Origin of the sequence: Streptomyces sp. NBC_01006 (assembly GCF_045162725.1) — a bacterium.
Classification (GTDB): Bacteria; Actinomycetota; Actinomycetes; order Streptomycetales; family Streptomycetaceae; genus Streptomyces.
The window spans coordinates 6,836,426-6,851,946 of record NZ_CP108700.1 but is presented as its reverse complement, the minus strand read 5'-3'; the positions used below and the strand labels follow the sequence as shown (position 1 = coordinate 6,851,946).

The 15,521-nt window shown below is 71.5% G+C and carries 16 protein-coding genes; 4 read left to right on the top strand and 12 right to left on the bottom strand.

The genetic code is table 11. From position 1 onward, the window contains the following. Position 1: 1 nt before the first annotated feature. Positions 2 to 937, bottom strand: coding sequence for a cation diffusion facilitator family transporter (locus OG509_RS31095; RefSeq protein ID WP_406185927.1), 936 nt, complete (start codon positions 935 to 937; stop codon positions 2 to 4). Between the two features lie 193 nt (positions 938 to 1,130). On the opposite strand from OG509_RS31095, the gene OG509_RS31090 reads away from it, so the two are divergent. Beyond that, on the top strand, positions 1,131 to 1,589 hold the full coding sequence (locus OG509_RS31090; RefSeq protein ID WP_406185926.1) for a hypothetical protein: 459 nt from the start codon (positions 1,131 to 1,133) through the stop codon (positions 1,587 to 1,589). Positions 1,590 to 1,617: 28 nt separating this feature from the next. Here OG509_RS31090 and OG509_RS31085 read toward each other — a convergent pair whose 3' ends face one another. From OG509_RS31085 to OG509_RS31050, 8 genes are all read right to left on the bottom strand, one after another. Further along, positions 1,618 to 2,088 (bottom strand): hypothetical protein, encoded by a 471-nt coding sequence (locus OG509_RS31085; protein WP_406185925.1) that lies wholly within the window; start codon positions 2,086 to 2,088, stop codon positions 1,618 to 1,620. A 70-nt stretch (positions 2,089 to 2,158) separates the two neighbouring features. Next, a complete protein-coding gene (locus OG509_RS31080) occupies positions 2,159 to 2,503 on the bottom strand; it encodes a GNAT family N-acetyltransferase (RefSeq protein WP_406185924.1) in 345 nt (114 codons plus the stop codon). Positions 2,504 to 2,515: 12 nt separating this feature from the next. Next, positions 2,516 to 4,735 carry an NADP-dependent isocitrate dehydrogenase gene (locus tag OG509_RS31075; RefSeq protein WP_406185923.1) on the bottom strand — a complete coding sequence of 740 codons (2,220 nt, stop codon included), beginning with the start codon at positions 4,733 to 4,735 and terminating at the stop codon, positions 2,516 to 2,518. Positions 4,736 to 4,960: 225 nt separating this feature from the next. Next, complete coding sequence (locus OG509_RS31070) at positions 4,961 to 5,314, bottom strand: DUF805 domain-containing protein (protein WP_406185922.1); 354 nt, start codon at positions 5,312 to 5,314, stop codon at positions 4,961 to 4,963. A gap of 431 nt (positions 5,315 to 5,745) precedes the next feature. Beyond that, on the bottom strand, positions 5,746 to 6,528 hold the full coding sequence (locus OG509_RS31065; protein ID WP_406187729.1) for a chitosanase: 783 nt from the start codon (positions 6,526 to 6,528) through the stop codon (positions 5,746 to 5,748). Positions 6,529 to 6,711: 183 nt separating this feature from the next. Then, positions 6,712 to 7,794: a magnesium/cobalt transporter CorA gene (corA, locus tag OG509_RS31060; protein ID WP_406185921.1), complete on the bottom strand. Its 1,083-nt coding sequence runs from the start codon at positions 7,792 to 7,794 to the stop codon at positions 6,712 to 6,714. Between the two features lie 65 nt (positions 7,795 to 7,859). Continuing rightward, the gene (locus OG509_RS31055; RefSeq protein WP_406185920.1) at positions 7,860 to 8,252 is read right to left on the bottom strand and encodes a molybdopterin-binding protein; all 393 of its coding nucleotides are present in this window, start codon (positions 8,250 to 8,252) and stop codon (positions 7,860 to 7,862) included. A gap of 29 nt (positions 8,253 to 8,281) precedes the next feature. Then, positions 8,282 to 9,238 (bottom strand): LysR family transcriptional regulator ArgP, encoded by a 957-nt coding sequence (locus OG509_RS31050; protein ID WP_406185919.1) that lies wholly within the window; start codon positions 9,236 to 9,238, stop codon positions 8,282 to 8,284. Positions 9,239 to 9,307: 69 nt separating this feature from the next. Between OG509_RS31050 and OG509_RS31045 the strand changes: the two genes are divergently transcribed. From OG509_RS31045 to OG509_RS31035, 3 genes are all read left to right on the top strand, one after another. Continuing rightward, positions 9,308 to 9,931 carry a LysE/ArgO family amino acid transporter gene (locus OG509_RS31045; protein ID WP_406185918.1) on the top strand — a complete coding sequence of 208 codons (624 nt, stop codon included), beginning with the start codon at positions 9,308 to 9,310 and terminating at the stop codon, positions 9,929 to 9,931. Positions 9,932 to 10,007: 76 nt separating this feature from the next. Continuing rightward, the gene (locus OG509_RS31040; RefSeq protein WP_406185917.1) at positions 10,008 to 11,147 is read left to right on the top strand and encodes an NUDIX hydrolase; all 1,140 of its coding nucleotides are present in this window, start codon (positions 10,008 to 10,010) and stop codon (positions 11,145 to 11,147) included. 154 nt (positions 11,148 to 11,301) lie between these two features. Next, positions 11,302 to 12,819 carry an MFS transporter gene (locus OG509_RS31035; RefSeq protein WP_406185916.1) on the top strand — a complete coding sequence of 506 codons (1,518 nt, stop codon included), beginning with the start codon at positions 11,302 to 11,304 and terminating at the stop codon, positions 12,817 to 12,819. Here the strand turns inward: OG509_RS31035 and OG509_RS31030 are convergent. The 3 genes from OG509_RS31030 to OG509_RS31020 are packed head-to-tail and all read right to left on the bottom strand — an operon-like array spanning position 12,808 to position 15,518. Further along, positions 12,808 to 13,716 (bottom strand): hypothetical protein, encoded by a 909-nt coding sequence (locus tag OG509_RS31030; protein ID WP_406185915.1) that lies wholly within the window; start codon positions 13,714 to 13,716, stop codon positions 12,808 to 12,810. The two genes, OG509_RS31035 and OG509_RS31030, sit on opposite strands and share 12 nt — an antisense overlap. A gap of 51 nt (positions 13,717 to 13,767) precedes the next feature. Continuing rightward, on the bottom strand, positions 13,768 to 14,304 hold the full coding sequence (locus OG509_RS31025; RefSeq protein WP_030159701.1) for a cupin domain-containing protein: 537 nt from the start codon (positions 14,302 to 14,304) through the stop codon (positions 13,768 to 13,770). Then, the gene (locus OG509_RS31020) at positions 14,301 to 15,518 is read right to left on the bottom strand and encodes a cytochrome P450 (protein ID WP_406185914.1); all 1,218 of its coding nucleotides are present in this window, start codon (positions 15,516 to 15,518) and stop codon (positions 14,301 to 14,303) included. Before OG509_RS31020 ends, OG509_RS31025 begins: the two co-directional genes overlap by 4 nt. Between the last annotated feature and the right edge of the window lie 3 nt (positions 15,519 to 15,521).

Genomic DNA, 15,521 nt, shown 5'->3' with positions numbered 1-15,521 from the left:
GTCACGCGTGCAGGACCCGCACGTCCTCGGTGTGCCCCTCCGGTTCCAGCTGGAGGGTGGAGTGGGCCACGTCGAAGTGGTCGCCCACGCAGGCCTGGAGCCGGGCCAGCAGCTTCCCGTGGTCCTCGCCGCGCAGGGTCTCGGCGGTGACCACGACGTGCGCGGTGAGCACGGGCATGCCGGAGGTGACGGTCCAGGCGTGCAGATCGTGCACGGCCAGTACGCCTGGCTCCTGCAGGAGGTGGCGCCGTACGTCGGCCAGGTCCATGTCCTGCGGGGTGGCCTCCAGCAGGACGTGGGCGGCTTCGCTCAGCATCCCCAACGCGCGCGGGACGATGAGCAGGCCGATGACGATGGAGGCGATGGGGTCGGCGGCCTCCCAGCCGGTGAGCAGGATGACCAGGCCGCCGATGATGACGGCGATGGAGCCGAGGGCGTCGCCGAGCACCTCCAGGTAGGCGCCGCGCAGGTTGAGGCTGTGCTCCTTGGCGTCGCGCAGCAGCCACAGGCCGACGCCGTTGGCGGCCAGGCCCACCACGGCGACGCCGAACATCAGCCCGCCCTTGACCTCGACGGGTTCGCTGAAGCGGCGGATGGCGGTGTAGAGGACCCAGACGAAGATGCCGAGGAGGAGCAGGGCGTTCAGGACGGCCGAGAAGATCTCGACCCGGTAGAAGCCGAAGGTGCGGCGGGGGGTCGGGGCACGCTGGGCGAGGGTGACCGCGCCGAGCGCGAGGGAGACCCCGACGGCGTCGGTGAGGCTGTGCGCGGCGTCGGCGAGGAGGGCGAGGCTGCCGGAGAGCAGGGAGCCCACGACCTGGATCACGGTGATCGTGACGCTGATGCCGATGGTCCAGAGCAGGCGGGCGCGGAACGTCCCGCTGACGGTGCCGGCGGCCGCCGAGGGAGCTCCGTGGTCATGGCCCATGATCACCATCCGAGCACAAGGTGGCCGCTCCTGCCCGCCATCGGCCCCCACCTGGGCGAATGGACAAAAGCATGTCGTGTGTACAACTTATCCGGAATCCGACATTCCCCTGGCCTTCCGGCAGAACTGGCGCATAATCATCGCTACGCGGCTCGAAAGAACCCTTGGCCGCGCATGGGACACGCATGCAATGGGGGGCATCGTGCCGATGAGGGATTCGGGCCGGGCCGGCACGCTGCCGGCGACATCCGACGAGCTGTCGCGGCTGCTGACCGCCGTCCGGCGGGGACGGGTGCTGACGATCACGGGGCGGTTCCGGGAGCCGCGGAGCCGGCTGGTGCGGGAGATCGCCGAGCGGCTGGCGTCCAATTTCTGCGACGGCGCGGCCGTCGTCACGATGGGCCGGCCCTTCGGCGTACGCGAGCTGACGGCCGCGCTGGGCTGCGTACCGGGCATGCCGTTCCTGCCCTACGGGATGACGGGCCCCGTCTCGTGGCTCGCGGAGCGGGACATGCTGCTCGTCCTGGACGGCACCGAGCACCTCGCGCCGGAGGCGCTGGCCTGGCTGCGGCGCCTGCTCACGGCGGCCCCGGGGCTGCGGATCCTGGCGGCGGGCCGGTCCCCGCTGGGCTTCGAGGGGGAACGGGTCCACCGGCTCTGACCGGGGGCCGGACGCGCGAGCGGTCCCGTCAGCCCCGGTACTTGCGCAGGATCCGCTTCAGCAGGGGCGCCCCCGCGGCCGCCGCGGCCGTACGGACGGCCGCCGGGCGGCGGGCCTGGAGCTCGGACCAGACGGCGTCCGGGCAGGGGCCCTGCGGCCGGAACTTGAGGAACCTGCGGTAGGGCACCACACGGGGTTCGCGGCCGATCTCCACCCAGTGGGAGCGGCCCGAGAACTCGTCCCAGCCGTGGTTCGGGATCCGGATGTGGTCGCGCCGGCCGTCCTTGTCCTTGCTGGTGATCTGGGCGACCCGGGCCGCGCCCGAGCCGGTCTCCAGCACCACGCAGTAGTGCCGCAGCCGCTGCTCGGGGTCCTCGCGCAGCGGCACCATGGCCAGCCAGACCTCGCCCGGCCGGGGGCGCGCGCCGATCGTCTTGGCCGCGACGGCGGCGAGCACGGCGGCCACCCGGACGCGGAACGTGTTCTTGCGACGCGCCACCCGAACTCCCCCCAGATCCCCGGCGGCACGCTAACGCACCCGCCCCAGGGGCGCCAGGGCACGCCGACGGTCACTGGCGCGGTTCGGCCCCCCGCTTCCACTCCTCCACCGGCAGCCCGAGGATGACCTCGTCGACGAAGGCCCCCGCCAACCAGGCGGAGCGCCGGAGGGTTCCTTCCAGGGTGAAGCCCGCGCGGGACGCGGCGCCGATCATGGCGGCGTTGTCGGCGAGCGATCCGGAGCCGGCCTCGACCACCGAGAAGAACGACGCGGTGTCGGACGGGGCGGACGGCTCGTACGGGGAGTGGCCGGTGCTCGGGGTTATCGGACGCCACGGCCCGGCTTCGGCGCGCGCGGGCGGCCGCATACGGGTCCGCCCCGGTCGGCAGCAGCCGACCGGGGCGGAATCGATCAAGACGACCTGACCTCAGGCGAGGGTCGCGATCGCCTGGTTGAAGGTCGCGGACGGCCGCATGACCGCCGAGGCCTTCGCGGCGTCGGGCTGGTAGTACCCGCCGATGTCGGCCGGGGAGCCCTGGACGGCGATGAGCTCGCCGACGATGGTCTGCTCCTGCTCGGCCAGCGTCTTGGCGAGCGCCTCGAACGCGGTGGCCAGCTCGGCGTCGTCGGTCTGCTTGGCCAGCTCCTGCGCCCAGTACAGGGCGAGGTAGAAGTGGCTGCCGCGGTTGTCGATGCCGCCCAGCTTGCGGCTCGGCGACTTGTCCTCGTTGAGGAAGGTGCCGGTCGCGCGGTCCAGGGTGTCGGCCAGCACCTGGGCGCGGGCGTTGCCGGTGGTGGTCGCGAGGTGCTCGAAGGAGACGGCCAGCGCGAGGAACTCACCGAGGGAGTCCCAGCGCAGGTAGTTCTCCTTGACCAGCTGCTGGACGTGCTTCGGGGCGGAGCCGCCGGCGCCGGTCTCGAAGAGGCCGCCGCCGTTCATGAGCGGGACGACCGACAGCATCTTGGCGCTGGTGCCCAGCTCCAGGATCGGGAAGAGGTCGGTCAGGTAGTCGCGCAGCACGTTGCCGGTCACCGAGATGGTGTCCTCGCCGCGGCGGATGCGCTCCAGGGAGTACTTGGTGGCCTCGACCGGGGAGAGGATCTCGATGGTGAGACCGTCGGTGTCGTGGTCGGCGAGGTACGTCTTGACCTTGGCGATCAGCTGCGCGTCGTGCGCGCGGCCCTCGTCGAGCCAGAAGACGGCCGGGACACCGGTGGCGCGGGCGCGGGTGACGGCGAGCTTGACCCAGTCCTGGATCGGCGCGTCCTTGGTCTGGCAGGCGCGGAAGATGTCGCCCTTGGCGACCTGCTGCTCCAGGACGACCTTGCCCTCGGCGTCGACGACGCGGACGGTGCCCGCGGCGGCGATCTCGAAGGTCTTGTCGTGGCTGCCGTACTCCTCGGCCTTCTGGGCCATGAGGCCGACGTTCGGCACCGAGCCCATCGTGGACGGGTCGAAGGCGCCGTGCGCGCGGCAGTCGTCGATGACGACCTGGTAGACGCCCGCGTAGCTGCTGTCCGGGAGGACGGCCAGGGTGTCGGCCTCGTTGCCGTCCGGGCCCCACATGTGGCCGGAGGTGCGGATCATGGCCGGCATGGAGGCGTCGACGATGACGTCGGACGGGACGTGCAGGTTGGTGATGCCCTTGTCCGAGTCGACCATCGCGAGGGCCGGGCCCTCGGCGATCTCGGCGTCGAAGGAGGCCTTGATCGCGTCGGCGTCGGGCAGCGCGCCCAGGCCGTTCAGGATGGTGCCGAGGCCGTCGTTCGGGGACAGGCCGGCGGCGGCCAGGGTCTCGCCGTAGCGGGCGAAGGTCTTCGGGAAGAAGGCGCGGACCACGTGGCCGAAGATGATCGGGTCGGAGACCTTCATCATCGTGGCCTTCAGGTGCACGGAGAACAGGACGTCCTCGGCCTTGGCGCGCTCGATCTGGTCGTTCAGGAAGGTGCGCAGCGCGTCGACGTGCAGGACGGACGCGTCCACGACCTCGCCGGTGAGGACCGGTACGCACGGGCGGAGCACGGTGACGGTGCCGTCGGCGGCGACGTGCTCGATGTGCAGCACGCCGTCCTCGCCGATGACCGCGGACTTCTCGGTGGAACGGAAGTCCTCGGCGCCCATGGTGGCGACGTTCGTCTTCGACTCGGAGGTCCAGGCGCCCATGCGGTGCGGGTGGGCCTTGGCGTAGTTCTTGACCGAGGCGGGGGCGCGGCGGTCGGAGTTGCCCTCGCGCAGGACCGGGTTGACGGCGCTGCCCTTGATCTTGTCGTAACGGGCGCGGTTCTCGCGCTCCTCGTCGGTCTTCGGGTCGTCCGGGTAGTCCGGGAGCGCGTAACCCTGGCCCTGGAGCTCGGCGACCGCGGCCTTCAGCTGCGGGATCGAGGCCGAGACGTTGGGCAGCTTGATGATGTTGGCGCCCGGGGTCTTCGCCAGTTCGCCGAGCTCGGCGAGGGCGTCCGCGATCCGCTGACCCTCTTCCAGGTACTCGGGGAAGCTGGCGATGATCCGACCGGCCAGGGAGATGTCACGGGTCTCGACATTCACACCGGCCGTCGACGCGTAGGCCTGGATCACAGGCAGGAAGGAATACGTCGCGAGGGCCGGGGCCTCGTCAGTGTGCGTGTAGATGATGGTCGAGTCAGTCACCGGATGCTCCGCTCCACAGTCTGCGTCTCTCGTCTGCAACATTGCTCGACATCAAGATATCTCGTGATCGGACCGGTCAGGACAGCCCCCTGCCCGAGTCCCGGGGAGACGCGCGTCACCCTCGGCCGGCCGGGGCCCCGCCGGGCCCCGCAAACGGCGAGAGCGCCGCCCCGCGGCTGTTTCCAGCCGCGGGAGGCGCTCAGGCGATCAGGCGTGCGAGCCTGCTCAGGCGTGGACGGCCTTCGGGTTCGGGCCGTACTGGTTGGGCTGGGCGTTGCCCTCGGTGGCCCAGAAGACGATCAGGACGATCCAGCCGAGGACGGGGATCAGGTACAGCAGGAGCCACCAGGCGGACTTGTCCGTGTCGTGCAGGCGACGGGCCGCGAGACCGAGGACCGGCAGCAGGACCGCCAGACTGTAGAGGCCGGAGAGGATGCTGTTGGCGCCGATGACGGTGTCGATGATCCCGATGACGATCGAGACGGCGAAGTTGAACACGATGAACATCCAGAACTCCTGGCGGCGGGCGCGGCCGGAGAACACGGCGTACTTCTTCAGGACGTCGGTGTAGTAATTCATGAGTCCCCCCTGAGGACGGTTCGTCGGCCCGTCCTGCTGGAGCAAGCCGAGGCAGAACTTATGCCCCGCTTATGTGGCGGTCAAGCCAGTTCACAACACGCCGGAATCACCGCTTTTCCAGGGTTCACCGGTCAAAATCACGGGCCCCGGCGGCCACTTGGAACCCGCTGATCGTGCCGGGTCACACGGGGTGACGAAACAGGGGTGATAGGGACCGATTCGTGATGCGCACGTGTCTCCTGTGCCGCTCGGCGGCAACCCTCGTACGCCCTCACCCCCGGCGGAGCACGTCCATCCGCGCCCACATCGTTACGGCTCCGCGACCCTGTCAGCCTCTGTCACGTGCGCGAACGGCGTCCCGCTCCGGACCCTGGGGTCGGCACGGGACGCCGCGAACTCACCCTGCACTCACCGTGAACTCACCGACCGGTTCAGCCGATGTGGAACGGGTCCCCGTAGACCTTCCAGTCGAGCGGGGTGTTGAGGTTCAGGTTGCCCTTCTTGAGGAAGACCCGCTGCGCGGTGTCGACACGGCTCGTGTCGCTGTGCGCCTCTTCCTGCTTCATCGCCCAGACGCGGGCGTCGAGGAAGGCGTTCAGCCAGGCGGTCTCGTTCCCGCCCTGGGCCGGGGGCTTGGCCTTGGACAGGGCCCGCTTGCGGATGTTGCGGAAGCTGGTGGAGTCGTCGCCGTCGCCGTGCATGACGATGGCGTCGTAGTACATGAACTGGCCGAGCGTGCCGACCCCGTCGGACTTGCCCTGCTTGACGGCGGGGTTGAAGTAGACCCGGTCACGCTCGTGGTCCTGGGCCTTCTTGAACTCGCCGTCCTGGGCCGCCTTCGCCCAGTCCTTGGTGAAGTTCGGGTCGAGGCCCTTGTGCGAGTCGGTGCCGTTGACCTTCCGCAGGGCCGGGAGGTACTTGGCGAGCACATTGTCCGGCTTGACGTCGGTGTAGTACTCGACGAGGTCGAGCATGTCGCCGGTGCCGGAACAGAAGCCGATGATCCCGGCCGTGTAGCCGCGTTCGTCGCCTATGTCCTCGATGTACTTGTACTGCGCCTTCCAGTCCAGGGAGGAGTTCTCCGCACTGGACACGATCTGCATGGCGATGTCCTTCTTCGCCGGGTCGTCGAGGCCGACGGCCTTCGCCGATGCCGCGGCGGGGGACGCGGATGCGGACGTGGACGCGGGCGCCGCCGTCGCGTGGGCGGTCACCGGTACGGCGAGGAGCGCGCCGCCGAGCAGGGCGCTGATGGCGATTTTCTTGCGGTGGGGGGCGAACACAAGTCCTCCATGGGGAAGTTGAGGCTTGAGCGACTTCGTTAGGAAACTTTACTACCAGAGGTCGCGACAGCTCAATACCCGTGTGCGCCATGTGTGTTGTAGGACTGCTGGGAGTCAGAGCCAGCCGTTGCGGCGGAAGCCGCGGTGGATGGCGAAGCAGGCGAGGGCCATGACGCCGACCACGATCGGGTAGCCGTACGTCCAGTGCAGCTCGGGCATGTTGTCGAAGTTCATGCCGTAGACCCCGCAGACCATGGTGGGCACGGCGACGATGGCCGCCCACGCCGTGATCTTGCGCATGTCCTCGTTCTGCGCGACGGTCACCTGCGCGAGGTGCGCCTGGAGGATGGAGTCGAGCAGTGCGTCGTACGCGTTGATCTGGTCGGTGGCCCGGGTCAGGTGGTCGGAGACGTCCCGGAAGTAGGCGCGGACCTCCGCCGGGATCACCGGAATCGGCTGCGTGGCCAGGTGCTGGAGCGGGCGGCTGAGCGGGGCCACCGCCCGGCGCAGCTCCAGCAGTTCGCGCTTGAGCTGGTAGATCCGGCCCGCGTCGCCCCGGCCGCCGTACTCGCTGAACACCGCGGTCTCGACGGCGTCGATGTCGCTCTGCACCGCGTCCGTGACGGCCACGTAGTCGTCGACGACGTGGTCGGCGATGGCGTGCAGAACCGAGGCCGGCCCCTTGGCCAGTTGGTCCGGCGCCGCTTCCAGGCTCTCGCGGACCGGGCCCAGCGTGCCGTGGCCGCCGTGCCGGATGGTGATGACGAAGTCGTCGCCGGTGAACGCCATCAGCTCGCCGGTCTCCACGACCTCGCTGGTCGCGGTGAGCTCCTCGTGCTCCACGTAGCGCACCGTCTTGAAGACGGAGAAGAGTATGTCGTCGAACCGCTCCACCTTGGGGCGCTGGTGCGCGGTCACCGCGTCCTCGACGGCGAGCGGGTGCAGGCCGAACAACTCGGCGAGCCCGGCGAGCTCCTCCTTCGTCGGTTCGTGGAGGCCGATCCAGACGAACCCGTCACCCGTCTTGCGGACCCGCCGCAGCGCTTCCTCCACCTCGGCGCAGCCGTCCTGCCGTGCGCCGTCGACGTAGACCACGCAGTTGACCACCGCGCTTCCGAGCGGGGAGCGGGACGGGTGGCTGAGGTCGACGGCGCGCCGGTAGCCGCGACGCACGGCCCGGCGCAGGTTGCTGAACATGGACAACGAGGTACTCCCCTTCGGCGGATCAGCGGCCAGTCTGCCACCGCCGCCGATCGGCCCCGTCAGACCCTGTCGATGAAGACGCTCGTCGACTTCACCCGGGCCACCGCCCGCGCGCCGACCTCCAGGCCGAGCTCCTCCACCGCTTCCCGGGTCAGGAGCGACACGACGCGGTGCGGGCCGGCCTGGATCTCGACCTGGGCATCGACCGTGCCGAGCTTCACGGCGGTGACGATGCCCGGGAAGGCGTTGCGCGCCGAGGTGTAGGGGGCGTCCTCGCCCTCGCCGGCCTCCTGGGCGGCCTGTACGCAGAACGCGGCCAGGTCCGGCCCGTCCACCATCCGCCGCGTGCCCTCGCGCCGGGTGGGGAACCGCTCGGCGTCGGCCCAGCGTCGGGCCGTGTCGACGCTCACGCCGAGCAGCCGGGCGGCCTGGCCGATCGTGTAGGACTCCATACCCGCAGCTTAGGGGGTGTCCGCAGCGATCAGGACCGACCCCGGCCCACCGGGTGCCGGGTCCCGTCCTGACGGAGGGTCCCGTCCCGGCGGAGGGCCTCGGCCGCCGCGGCCGCGACCACCTCCGCCACCGTCGACAGCGCCGGGGAGTCGAGTTTCCACTGCTGCCAGTACAGCGGCACGTCCATCGGCCGCCGCGGCGCCAGCAGCTCCAGCCTGCCCGCACGCAGCAGCGGCTCCGACTGGGGCTCCGGCACCAGTCCCCAGCCCAGCCCGGCCGCCACCGCGTCGCAGAACCCCTCCGAGGTCGGTACGTGGTGGCGCAGCGGCCCGGCCCCGGCGTCCTGATCGCCGGTCAGCGACCGTACGAACACGTCCTGGAGCTCGTCCCGCCGGTCGAAGACGATCACCGGAGCCTCCCGCAGGCCCCGTTCGAGGCCCCCGGCCAGGTACCGGGCCGCGAACCCGGGGCTCGCCACCGCCAGGTACCGGGCCAGCCCCAGCCCGCGTACGGTGCACCCCGCCACCGGGTCCGGCGAGGAGGTGACCGCCGCCATCACCTGGCCCTCCCGCAGCAGGGCCGTCGTATGCCCCTCGTCCTCCCGGTGCAGTTCGAAGAAGACCGGCGGATCCTGCGGCACCCGCGTGAGCGCCGGCAGGAACCAGGTGGCGAGGGAGTCGGCGTTGACGGCGATCGGCAGCCGCACCGGGCCTCCCGACTCCTGCGCCATGCCGAGCTCGGCGCGCGCGTCCCGCTCCAGCCGGGCCAGCTGCCGGGCGAACCGGACCACCACCTGCCCGGACTCGGTCGCCCGTACCGGCTTCGTGCGCATCAGCAGCACCCGCCCGGTCCGCTGCTCCAGCGCCTTGACCCGCTGGCTCACGGCGGACGGGGTCACGTGCAGGGCCGCGGCCGCCGCGTCGAAGGTGCCCTCGTCGACCACGGCGAGCAGGGTCCGCACCTGGTCCAGGGGTAGCTCGTCCATCACGAACGCTAAGGGTACGTAAAAATCTTTAGCTGTACTGAAACCACGCCGCTGCCTACGGTCGGAGACATGACACACGGCATCATCGCGGCGGCACTCGCCGGCTTCGGCACCGGACTCTCCCTCATCGTCGCCATCGGCGCGCAGAACGCCTTCGTCCTGCGGCAGGGGGTGCGCCGGCACGCCGTCCTCGCCGTGGTCGCGATCTGCGCCGTCTCCGACGCGCTCCTCATCGCCCTCGGCGTCGCCGGGGTCGGCGCCTTCGTCACCGCCTGGCCGGCCGCCCTGACCGCGGTCGCCATCGCCGGCGGCGGATTCCTGATCTGCTACGGATTCCTCGCCGCCCGCCGGGTGCTGCGGCCCACCCCCGGCGCCGCCCTGGGCGCCGAGGGGGCCACCGCCGGGTCCCGCCGCCGGGCCGTGCTGACCTGCCTGGCCATGACCTGGCTCAACCCGCACGTCTACCTGGACACCGTCCTGCTGCTCGGCTCCCTCGCCGCCGACCGCGGGGACCTGCGCTGGGCCTTCGGCATCGGGGCCGGGCTGGCCAGCCTGATCTGGTTCGGCACCCTCGGCTACGGCGCCCGGCTGCTGAGCGGCCCGCTGGCTCGCCCGGCGGCCTGGCGGGTGCTGGACGGGCTCGTCGCGGCGACCATGGTCACGATGGGCGGGATGCTCCTGGCCCGGGCCTGACCGGCGAGCGCCGCGGGCCCGGGCGGGGTGCGGATCCGCCCCGTACGGTGGCACGACCAGACATGGGGAGTCCGCATTGCCCGACCGCCCGTCCGACCGCCCGTCCGACCCGCAGTACGGCCAGCCGCCCGACGGGCCCTCCGGTGGCCCCTCCCCCGACGAGGTGCGCCTGTACTACGCCGCCCGGCCGTCCCCGCTCGTCGCCGCCACCGCGATCGTGCTGGACTCCGCCGGGCGGGTCCTCGTACTGGCGCCCTCGTACCGGGCGGAGGCGGAGCTTCCGGGCAGCACCGTCGAGGACACCGAGACCCCGGAGGAGGCGCTGGCCCGGGAGCTGGAGGCGGAGCTGGGCCTGTCCGTACCGGTGGGCCGGCTGCTCGCCGTGGACTCGCGGCGGCCCGGCTCCCTCGGCCGCTCCCTCATCGCCCACGTCCACCTGGTCGGGCCGCTCTCGCCGAAGCAGGCCCGCGGGCTCTCCCTCCCGGACGGCGAGGCCTCCCCGGCCCGCTGGCTCGCGCCGGAGGAGGCGTACGCGGTGCTGCCCGCCCGGCTCGCGCCCCGGCTGCGCGCCGCCCTGGCCGCCCTGTACGCCGGCTCCCTCGCGCATCTGGTCGACGGCGTGCCGCAGCCCGGCTCCCCGGCCGGCCTGGACCCGGAGCGGCGTACGGCCCTGGAACACACCGGGTCCTTCGACGCCGCGAGCCACCGGGCCGCCCGCCCCAAGGCGATCACCGCGGCCAGCGTGCTGTTCACCGACGCCACGGGCCGGATCCTGCTGGTGGAGCCCTCCTACGACAGGTCCGGGCGCTGGAACCTGCCGGGCGGCGGGATCGACAGCGACCTGGGTGAGACCCCGCGCGCCGCCGCCCGCCGGGAGGTGCACGAGGAACTCGGCCTCGACCTCGCACCGGGCCGGCTGCTCGGCGTCAACTGGGCCCACAAGCCCGGCTATCCGGCCCGCATCCGCTTCCTCTACGACGGCGGGGTGCTGGACGCCGCCACCCTGGCCCGGATCCGGCTCGCCCCCTTCGAGCTGCTGAGCTGGCGGGCGGTGCCCGCCGGTGAGCTGCGCGCCCTGGTCAAACCCTCCCTGCGCCGCCAGATCGAGGCCTGCCTGCGCGCCCGGCGCGAGGGCACGGGCCCACTGGAGCTCCACGCCGGCCGCCCGGTCGACGCCCCGCGCGAAAAGAACAAGAAGAAGAAGGGGAAAGGGTAGGAGAAACGAACGCTCCACTGGTCCATCCGGACGGCGTCATGGCGTGGCGCGCGGGTGACAGGGCCGTCTCACGCATCGTCGAAGCAGACAGTCCACGCATACGCGTACGCCCTCTCACCGGCGAGAACGCGCGGAACCCATGGAGAGCGCCACCATGTCCGCAGAGCCGACCCGTCCCGGAACCAGCACCGCTTCCGCCGCCCCCGACGCCGCGGCGCCGCCCGATCCGCGCCGCTGGTGGATCTTGGGCGTCATCGGCCTCGCCCAGCTCATGGTCGTCCTCGACGCCACCATCGTGAACATCGCCCTGCCCTCCGCCCAGGCCGACCTCGGATTCTCCGACGGCCAGCGGCAGTGGGTGGTGACCGCGTACGCGATCACCTTCGGCAGTCTCCTGCTGCTCGGCGGGCGGCTGGCCGACAAGTTCGGGCGGCGCCGGGCCTTCCTCATCGGGCAGATCGGCTTCGCGGCGGCCTCCGCCCTCGGCGGCGCGGCGGCCACCTTCGGGGTCCTCGTCACGGCCCGCGCCCTGCAAGGGGTGTTCGCGGCGCTGCTGGCTCCGGCCGCGCTCTCGCTGCTGACCACCACGTTCTCCGCACCCGCCGAGCGCGCCAAGGCCTTCGGCGTGTTCGGCTCGCTCGCCGCGTCCGGGGGCGCCGTGGGGCTGCTGCTGGGCGGTTTCCTCACCGAGCACCTGAGCTGGCGCTCGACGATGTACGTGAACCTGCTGTTCGCCGCCGTCGCCGTCACCGGCGGTGTGCTGCTGCTCGGGCGTTCGGCGCCGACCACCCCGCCCAAGCTCGACCTGCCGGGCACGGTGCTCGCCTCGTCCGGGCTGTTCTGCCTGGTCTACGGGCTCGCCACGGCCGGCTCCCACGGCTGGCAGTCCGTCCGCACCCTGGGCTTCCTCGTCATGGCCGCCCTGCTGCTCACCGGGTTCGTGTGGTGGCAGCGCCGCAGCGCGCACCCGCTGCTGCCGCTGCGGATCGTGCTCGACCGGGTCCGGGGCGCGGCGCTGATCGCCGTGTTCATCACCGGGGTCGGCATGTTCGGGGTGTTCCTGTTCCTGACGTACTACCTCCAGCACGCCCGCGGCTACAGCCCGGCCCAGACCGGCCTGGCCTTCATGCCGATGTCCGGCTGCACGATGATCGGCGCGATCGGCAGCAACATGGGGCTGCTCGGCCGGGTCGGCGGACGCCCGCGCATCGTCACCGGCATGCTGCTCTCGGCATGCGGAATGGCCTGGATGACGAACGCGACGGCGACCGGCCCCTACCTGGTCGACGTACTGCCGGGCCAGGTGGCAACGGGTCTGGGCATGGGCCTGATCACGGCGGCCGCCATGAACCTCGGCACGGCCGGCATCGACCCGCGGGACGCGGGCGTCGGCTCCGCGACGGTCAACGCCATGCGGCAGACGGGCGGCTCCGTCGGCACGGCGCTCATGAGCACCCTTGCCGCCGGAGCCATCGCCCGCTCGCTGGCGGGCCGGCAGCCCACGCCGGAACTGGCGGCGCGGGCTGCCCTGGAGGGTTACCACACGGTCTTCACGGCAGCGGCGGTGATCTTCGCCGTCGGCGCGGTGCTGACCCTGTTCATGCTGCCCGGCGGCCTGTCCGTGGAGCGCCGGCACGGCGCGCCCGGGGGCCGCCGCCCGTCAGCGCGGTGAGTGGCCGCCGGAGGCCGCGGGGGCCGCCGGCTTGGCCGGGGTCGCGGGAGCGGCCGGTGAAGCGGGGGCCGACGGGGTCGCCGGGCCCGCTTCGCTGGACGGGCAGTTGGACAGCGTGCTACGGACCCGGTCGCCGGTCGAGAAGTGCTTCACCCGGCAGGAGTTGGTCCCGATCCCGCCGTCGACCTGGCCGTAGCCCGGTCCGATGGTCAGGACCGTGTCGTTCAGACCCCGGACCGTGTCGTTGCCGGGACCGCCCTGGACGATGCCCGCGGACTCCGCGCCCACCGACTTGGGCTCGATGATGTCGTTCTCGCTGCCGCCGAGGACCCGGCCGCCGAGGTCGACGTTGCCGGTGCGGATCAGGTCGCTGCCGTCGTTGCCGAAGACCTGGCCGCCGCCGCGCTCGTACTCGCCGGGCTGGCCCATCACGCTGCCCGTGGTGATCTTGTCGTCGCCGTGGTCGCCGTAGACGCTGGCCCCGTGGTCGGCCGTGCCCACGACGAGCGCGGTGATGATGGTGTCGTTGCCGAGGCCACCGCGCACCGACGCGTTGCCGTTCTTCGGGGCGAGGTTGTTGACCTGGAGCGTGTCGTCGCCTTCGCCGCCGAGCACCTGGGAGTCGATCAGCATGCCCTTGACGCGGATGTTGTCGTTGCCGCCGCCGCCGTCGATGATGACGTTCTCGACGTCGTTCTCGCACAGGATCGTGTCGACGCCCCCCGTGCCTCTGACCACCGTCAGACCGGACCTCACCTCGACACCGTTGAGGTAGCACCAGTAGGACGGCAGGGAGTGGGCGGCCCGTGCCGGGGCCGCGGCGATCGAGGCACTGGCGGCGATCACGGTCGCCAGGACGTACGTGGCGGTGCGAAGTTTGCGGCGCGTGCGCAGCATGAAGTCTCCCGAGAATGGTGTGCGTTTGGGTGAGGGGTGTCGCGGTGGTGGTCAGGACAGCTCGTGGCGCAGCGGCGTGAGCTGTTCGATGTCGTAGCGCTTCCGGAGTGCGTGGATAGCGGCGGGATCCGGGGTGGCGCTCGTGTCGAGCAGGTCGAGGAGCTCCTCGAAGTACCGCTCGTGATCGGGGGGCGGGGAGGCCTGGAAGAACATCCGGGCCGGTTCGCCGGTGGGGTTCGCGAAGGCGTGCGGACAACCGGGCGGAACCACGATGACGGTTCCTGGCGTGGCACGGACGACCTGGCGTCCGTCGAGCGACTCCCAGTGTCGCCAGTCGTCCCCGGAACGGACGCGAGGCTCGAAGGCCATGACGTCGAGTTCACCCTCCAGGACGTAGAACAGCTCTTCGCTCCGGGTGTGCAGGTGCGCCCCGACGTCGAACCCGGGCGGTACGACGACCTCGAAGCTGGAGGCCACCGCGGAGTGCTCCCCGGTGACCTTGAACGTGACCTGCTGGGCCTCGGTGTGCAGCTTGCGGCCGTGACCCGGTGGCACGAGCAGCCCGTCGCGGGCGACGTGCGCGGTCATGACCAGGTCACGGGCAGACCTTCGGGCCCGCGGATGAGGGCCCCGGGCCGCCAGCGCAGCTCGCCGACGGGGACGCTGAAGCGCAGGTCCGCGAAGCGGTCGAGCAGGGCGTCCACCATCAGCTCGGATTCGAGACGGGCCAGCATGTTCCCGGGACAGAAGTGGGGTCCGTACCCGAAGGAGACGTGCGGGTTGGGGCTGCGCTCCAGCTGCAGTTCCTCGGGGTCGGGGAAGACCTCCGGGTCGCGGTTGGCCGCGAGGTACGAGACGTAGATCGCCTCGCCCGCCCGGATGAGCTGGCCCGCCACGGTGACGTCCTCCAGGGCGATCCGCGAGAGCCCGACCGCGTTGCGGTGCGGGATGTAGCGCAGCAGCTCGTTGATGGCCGAGGGCCGCAGGCCCGGCTCCCTGCGCATCCGGTCCATCAGGTCCGGCCGGGTGAGCAGGATGTAGACCATGTTGCCCACGTTGTTGGTGACGGCCTCGCCCCCGATCTGGATGAGCAGGGCGAGGCCGGTCGCCTCCTCGGCGGTGACCTCGCCGGCCTCGACGGCCTTGACGAGGAGCCCGATGACGCTGTCGCCACCGGCCACTTCCCCGGTGCGCATGCGCCCGCCCAGGTAGGCGCACATGTCGTTCTTCGCCTGCTCGCTGCGTTCGACGCCCTGGGCCGAGGAGAGGATCAGGGTGGTCCATTCGTGGACCATGGGCCGGTCTTCCTCCGGGACGCCCATCAGCTCGCACACGACGGCGAGCGGGAAGGGCGCCAGCAGGCGCTCGGTCAGGTCCGCGGGCGGGCCGTCGCGCAGGATCCCGTCGACGAGGGCATCGAGCATCTCCTTCGCGCGGGTGCGCAGGCGCTCCACCCCGGGGGTGGTGAAGGCCGCGGCGACGGTGCGCCGCAGCCGGGTGTGGTCGGGCGGGTCCTCGAACCCGACCGCACCCGGCGCGGGGATGAAGTGCGGGGCCAGTCGGGTGACATCGTGTTCCGCGACCAGCTTGCGGCTGAACCGGGGATCGTTGGCCACCATGCGCACGTCGTCGAACCGGCAGACGAGCCAGGCCCACCCGCTTCCGTTGGGCATGCGGATCCGGGTGATCGGACCCGCTTGCATCAGTTCGGCGAGGACGGGGTCGAAGTCGACCCCGTCCAGTGCCGGGGTGGGCCAGTGCGTGATGGGTGGCCTTGCGGTTGCGGGGCCGTCCTTCAGCATTCT

Coding starts and splice junctions, on each gene's coding strand:
- OG509_RS31095 (WP_406185927.1), bottom strand. CDS start 937: ATGGTGATCATGGGCCATGACCACGGAGCTCCCTCGGCGGCCGCCGGC.
- OG509_RS31070 (WP_406185922.1), bottom strand. CDS start 5,314: ATGAATTACTACACCGACGTCCTGAAGAAGTACGCCGTGTTCTCCGGC.
- corA (WP_406185921.1), bottom strand. CDS start 7,794: ATGTTCAGCAACCTGCGCCGGGCCGTGCGTCGCGGCTACCGGCGCGCC.
- OG509_RS31055 (WP_406185920.1), bottom strand. CDS start 8,252: ATGGAGTCCTACACGATCGGCCAGGCCGCCCGGCTGCTCGGCGTGAGC.
- OG509_RS31050 (WP_406185919.1), bottom strand. CDS start 9,238: ATGGACGAGCTACCCCTGGACCAGGTGCGGACCCTGCTCGCCGTGGTC.
- OG509_RS31045 (WP_406185918.1), top strand. CDS start 9,308: ATGACACACGGCATCATCGCGGCGGCACTCGCCGGCTTCGGCACCGGA.
- OG509_RS31035 (WP_406185916.1), top strand. CDS start 11,302: ATGTCCGCAGAGCCGACCCGTCCCGGAACCAGCACCGCTTCCGCCGCC.
- OG509_RS31030 (WP_406185915.1), bottom strand. CDS start 13,716: ATGCTGCGCACGCGCCGCAAACTTCGCACCGCCACGTACGTCCTGGCG.
- OG509_RS31025 (WP_030159701.1), bottom strand. CDS start 14,304: ATGACCGCGCACGTCGCCCGCGACGGGCTGCTCGTGCCACCGGGTCAC.
- OG509_RS31020 (WP_406185914.1), bottom strand. CDS start 15,518: ATGCTGAAGGACGGCCCCGCAACCGCAAGGCCACCCATCACGCACTGG.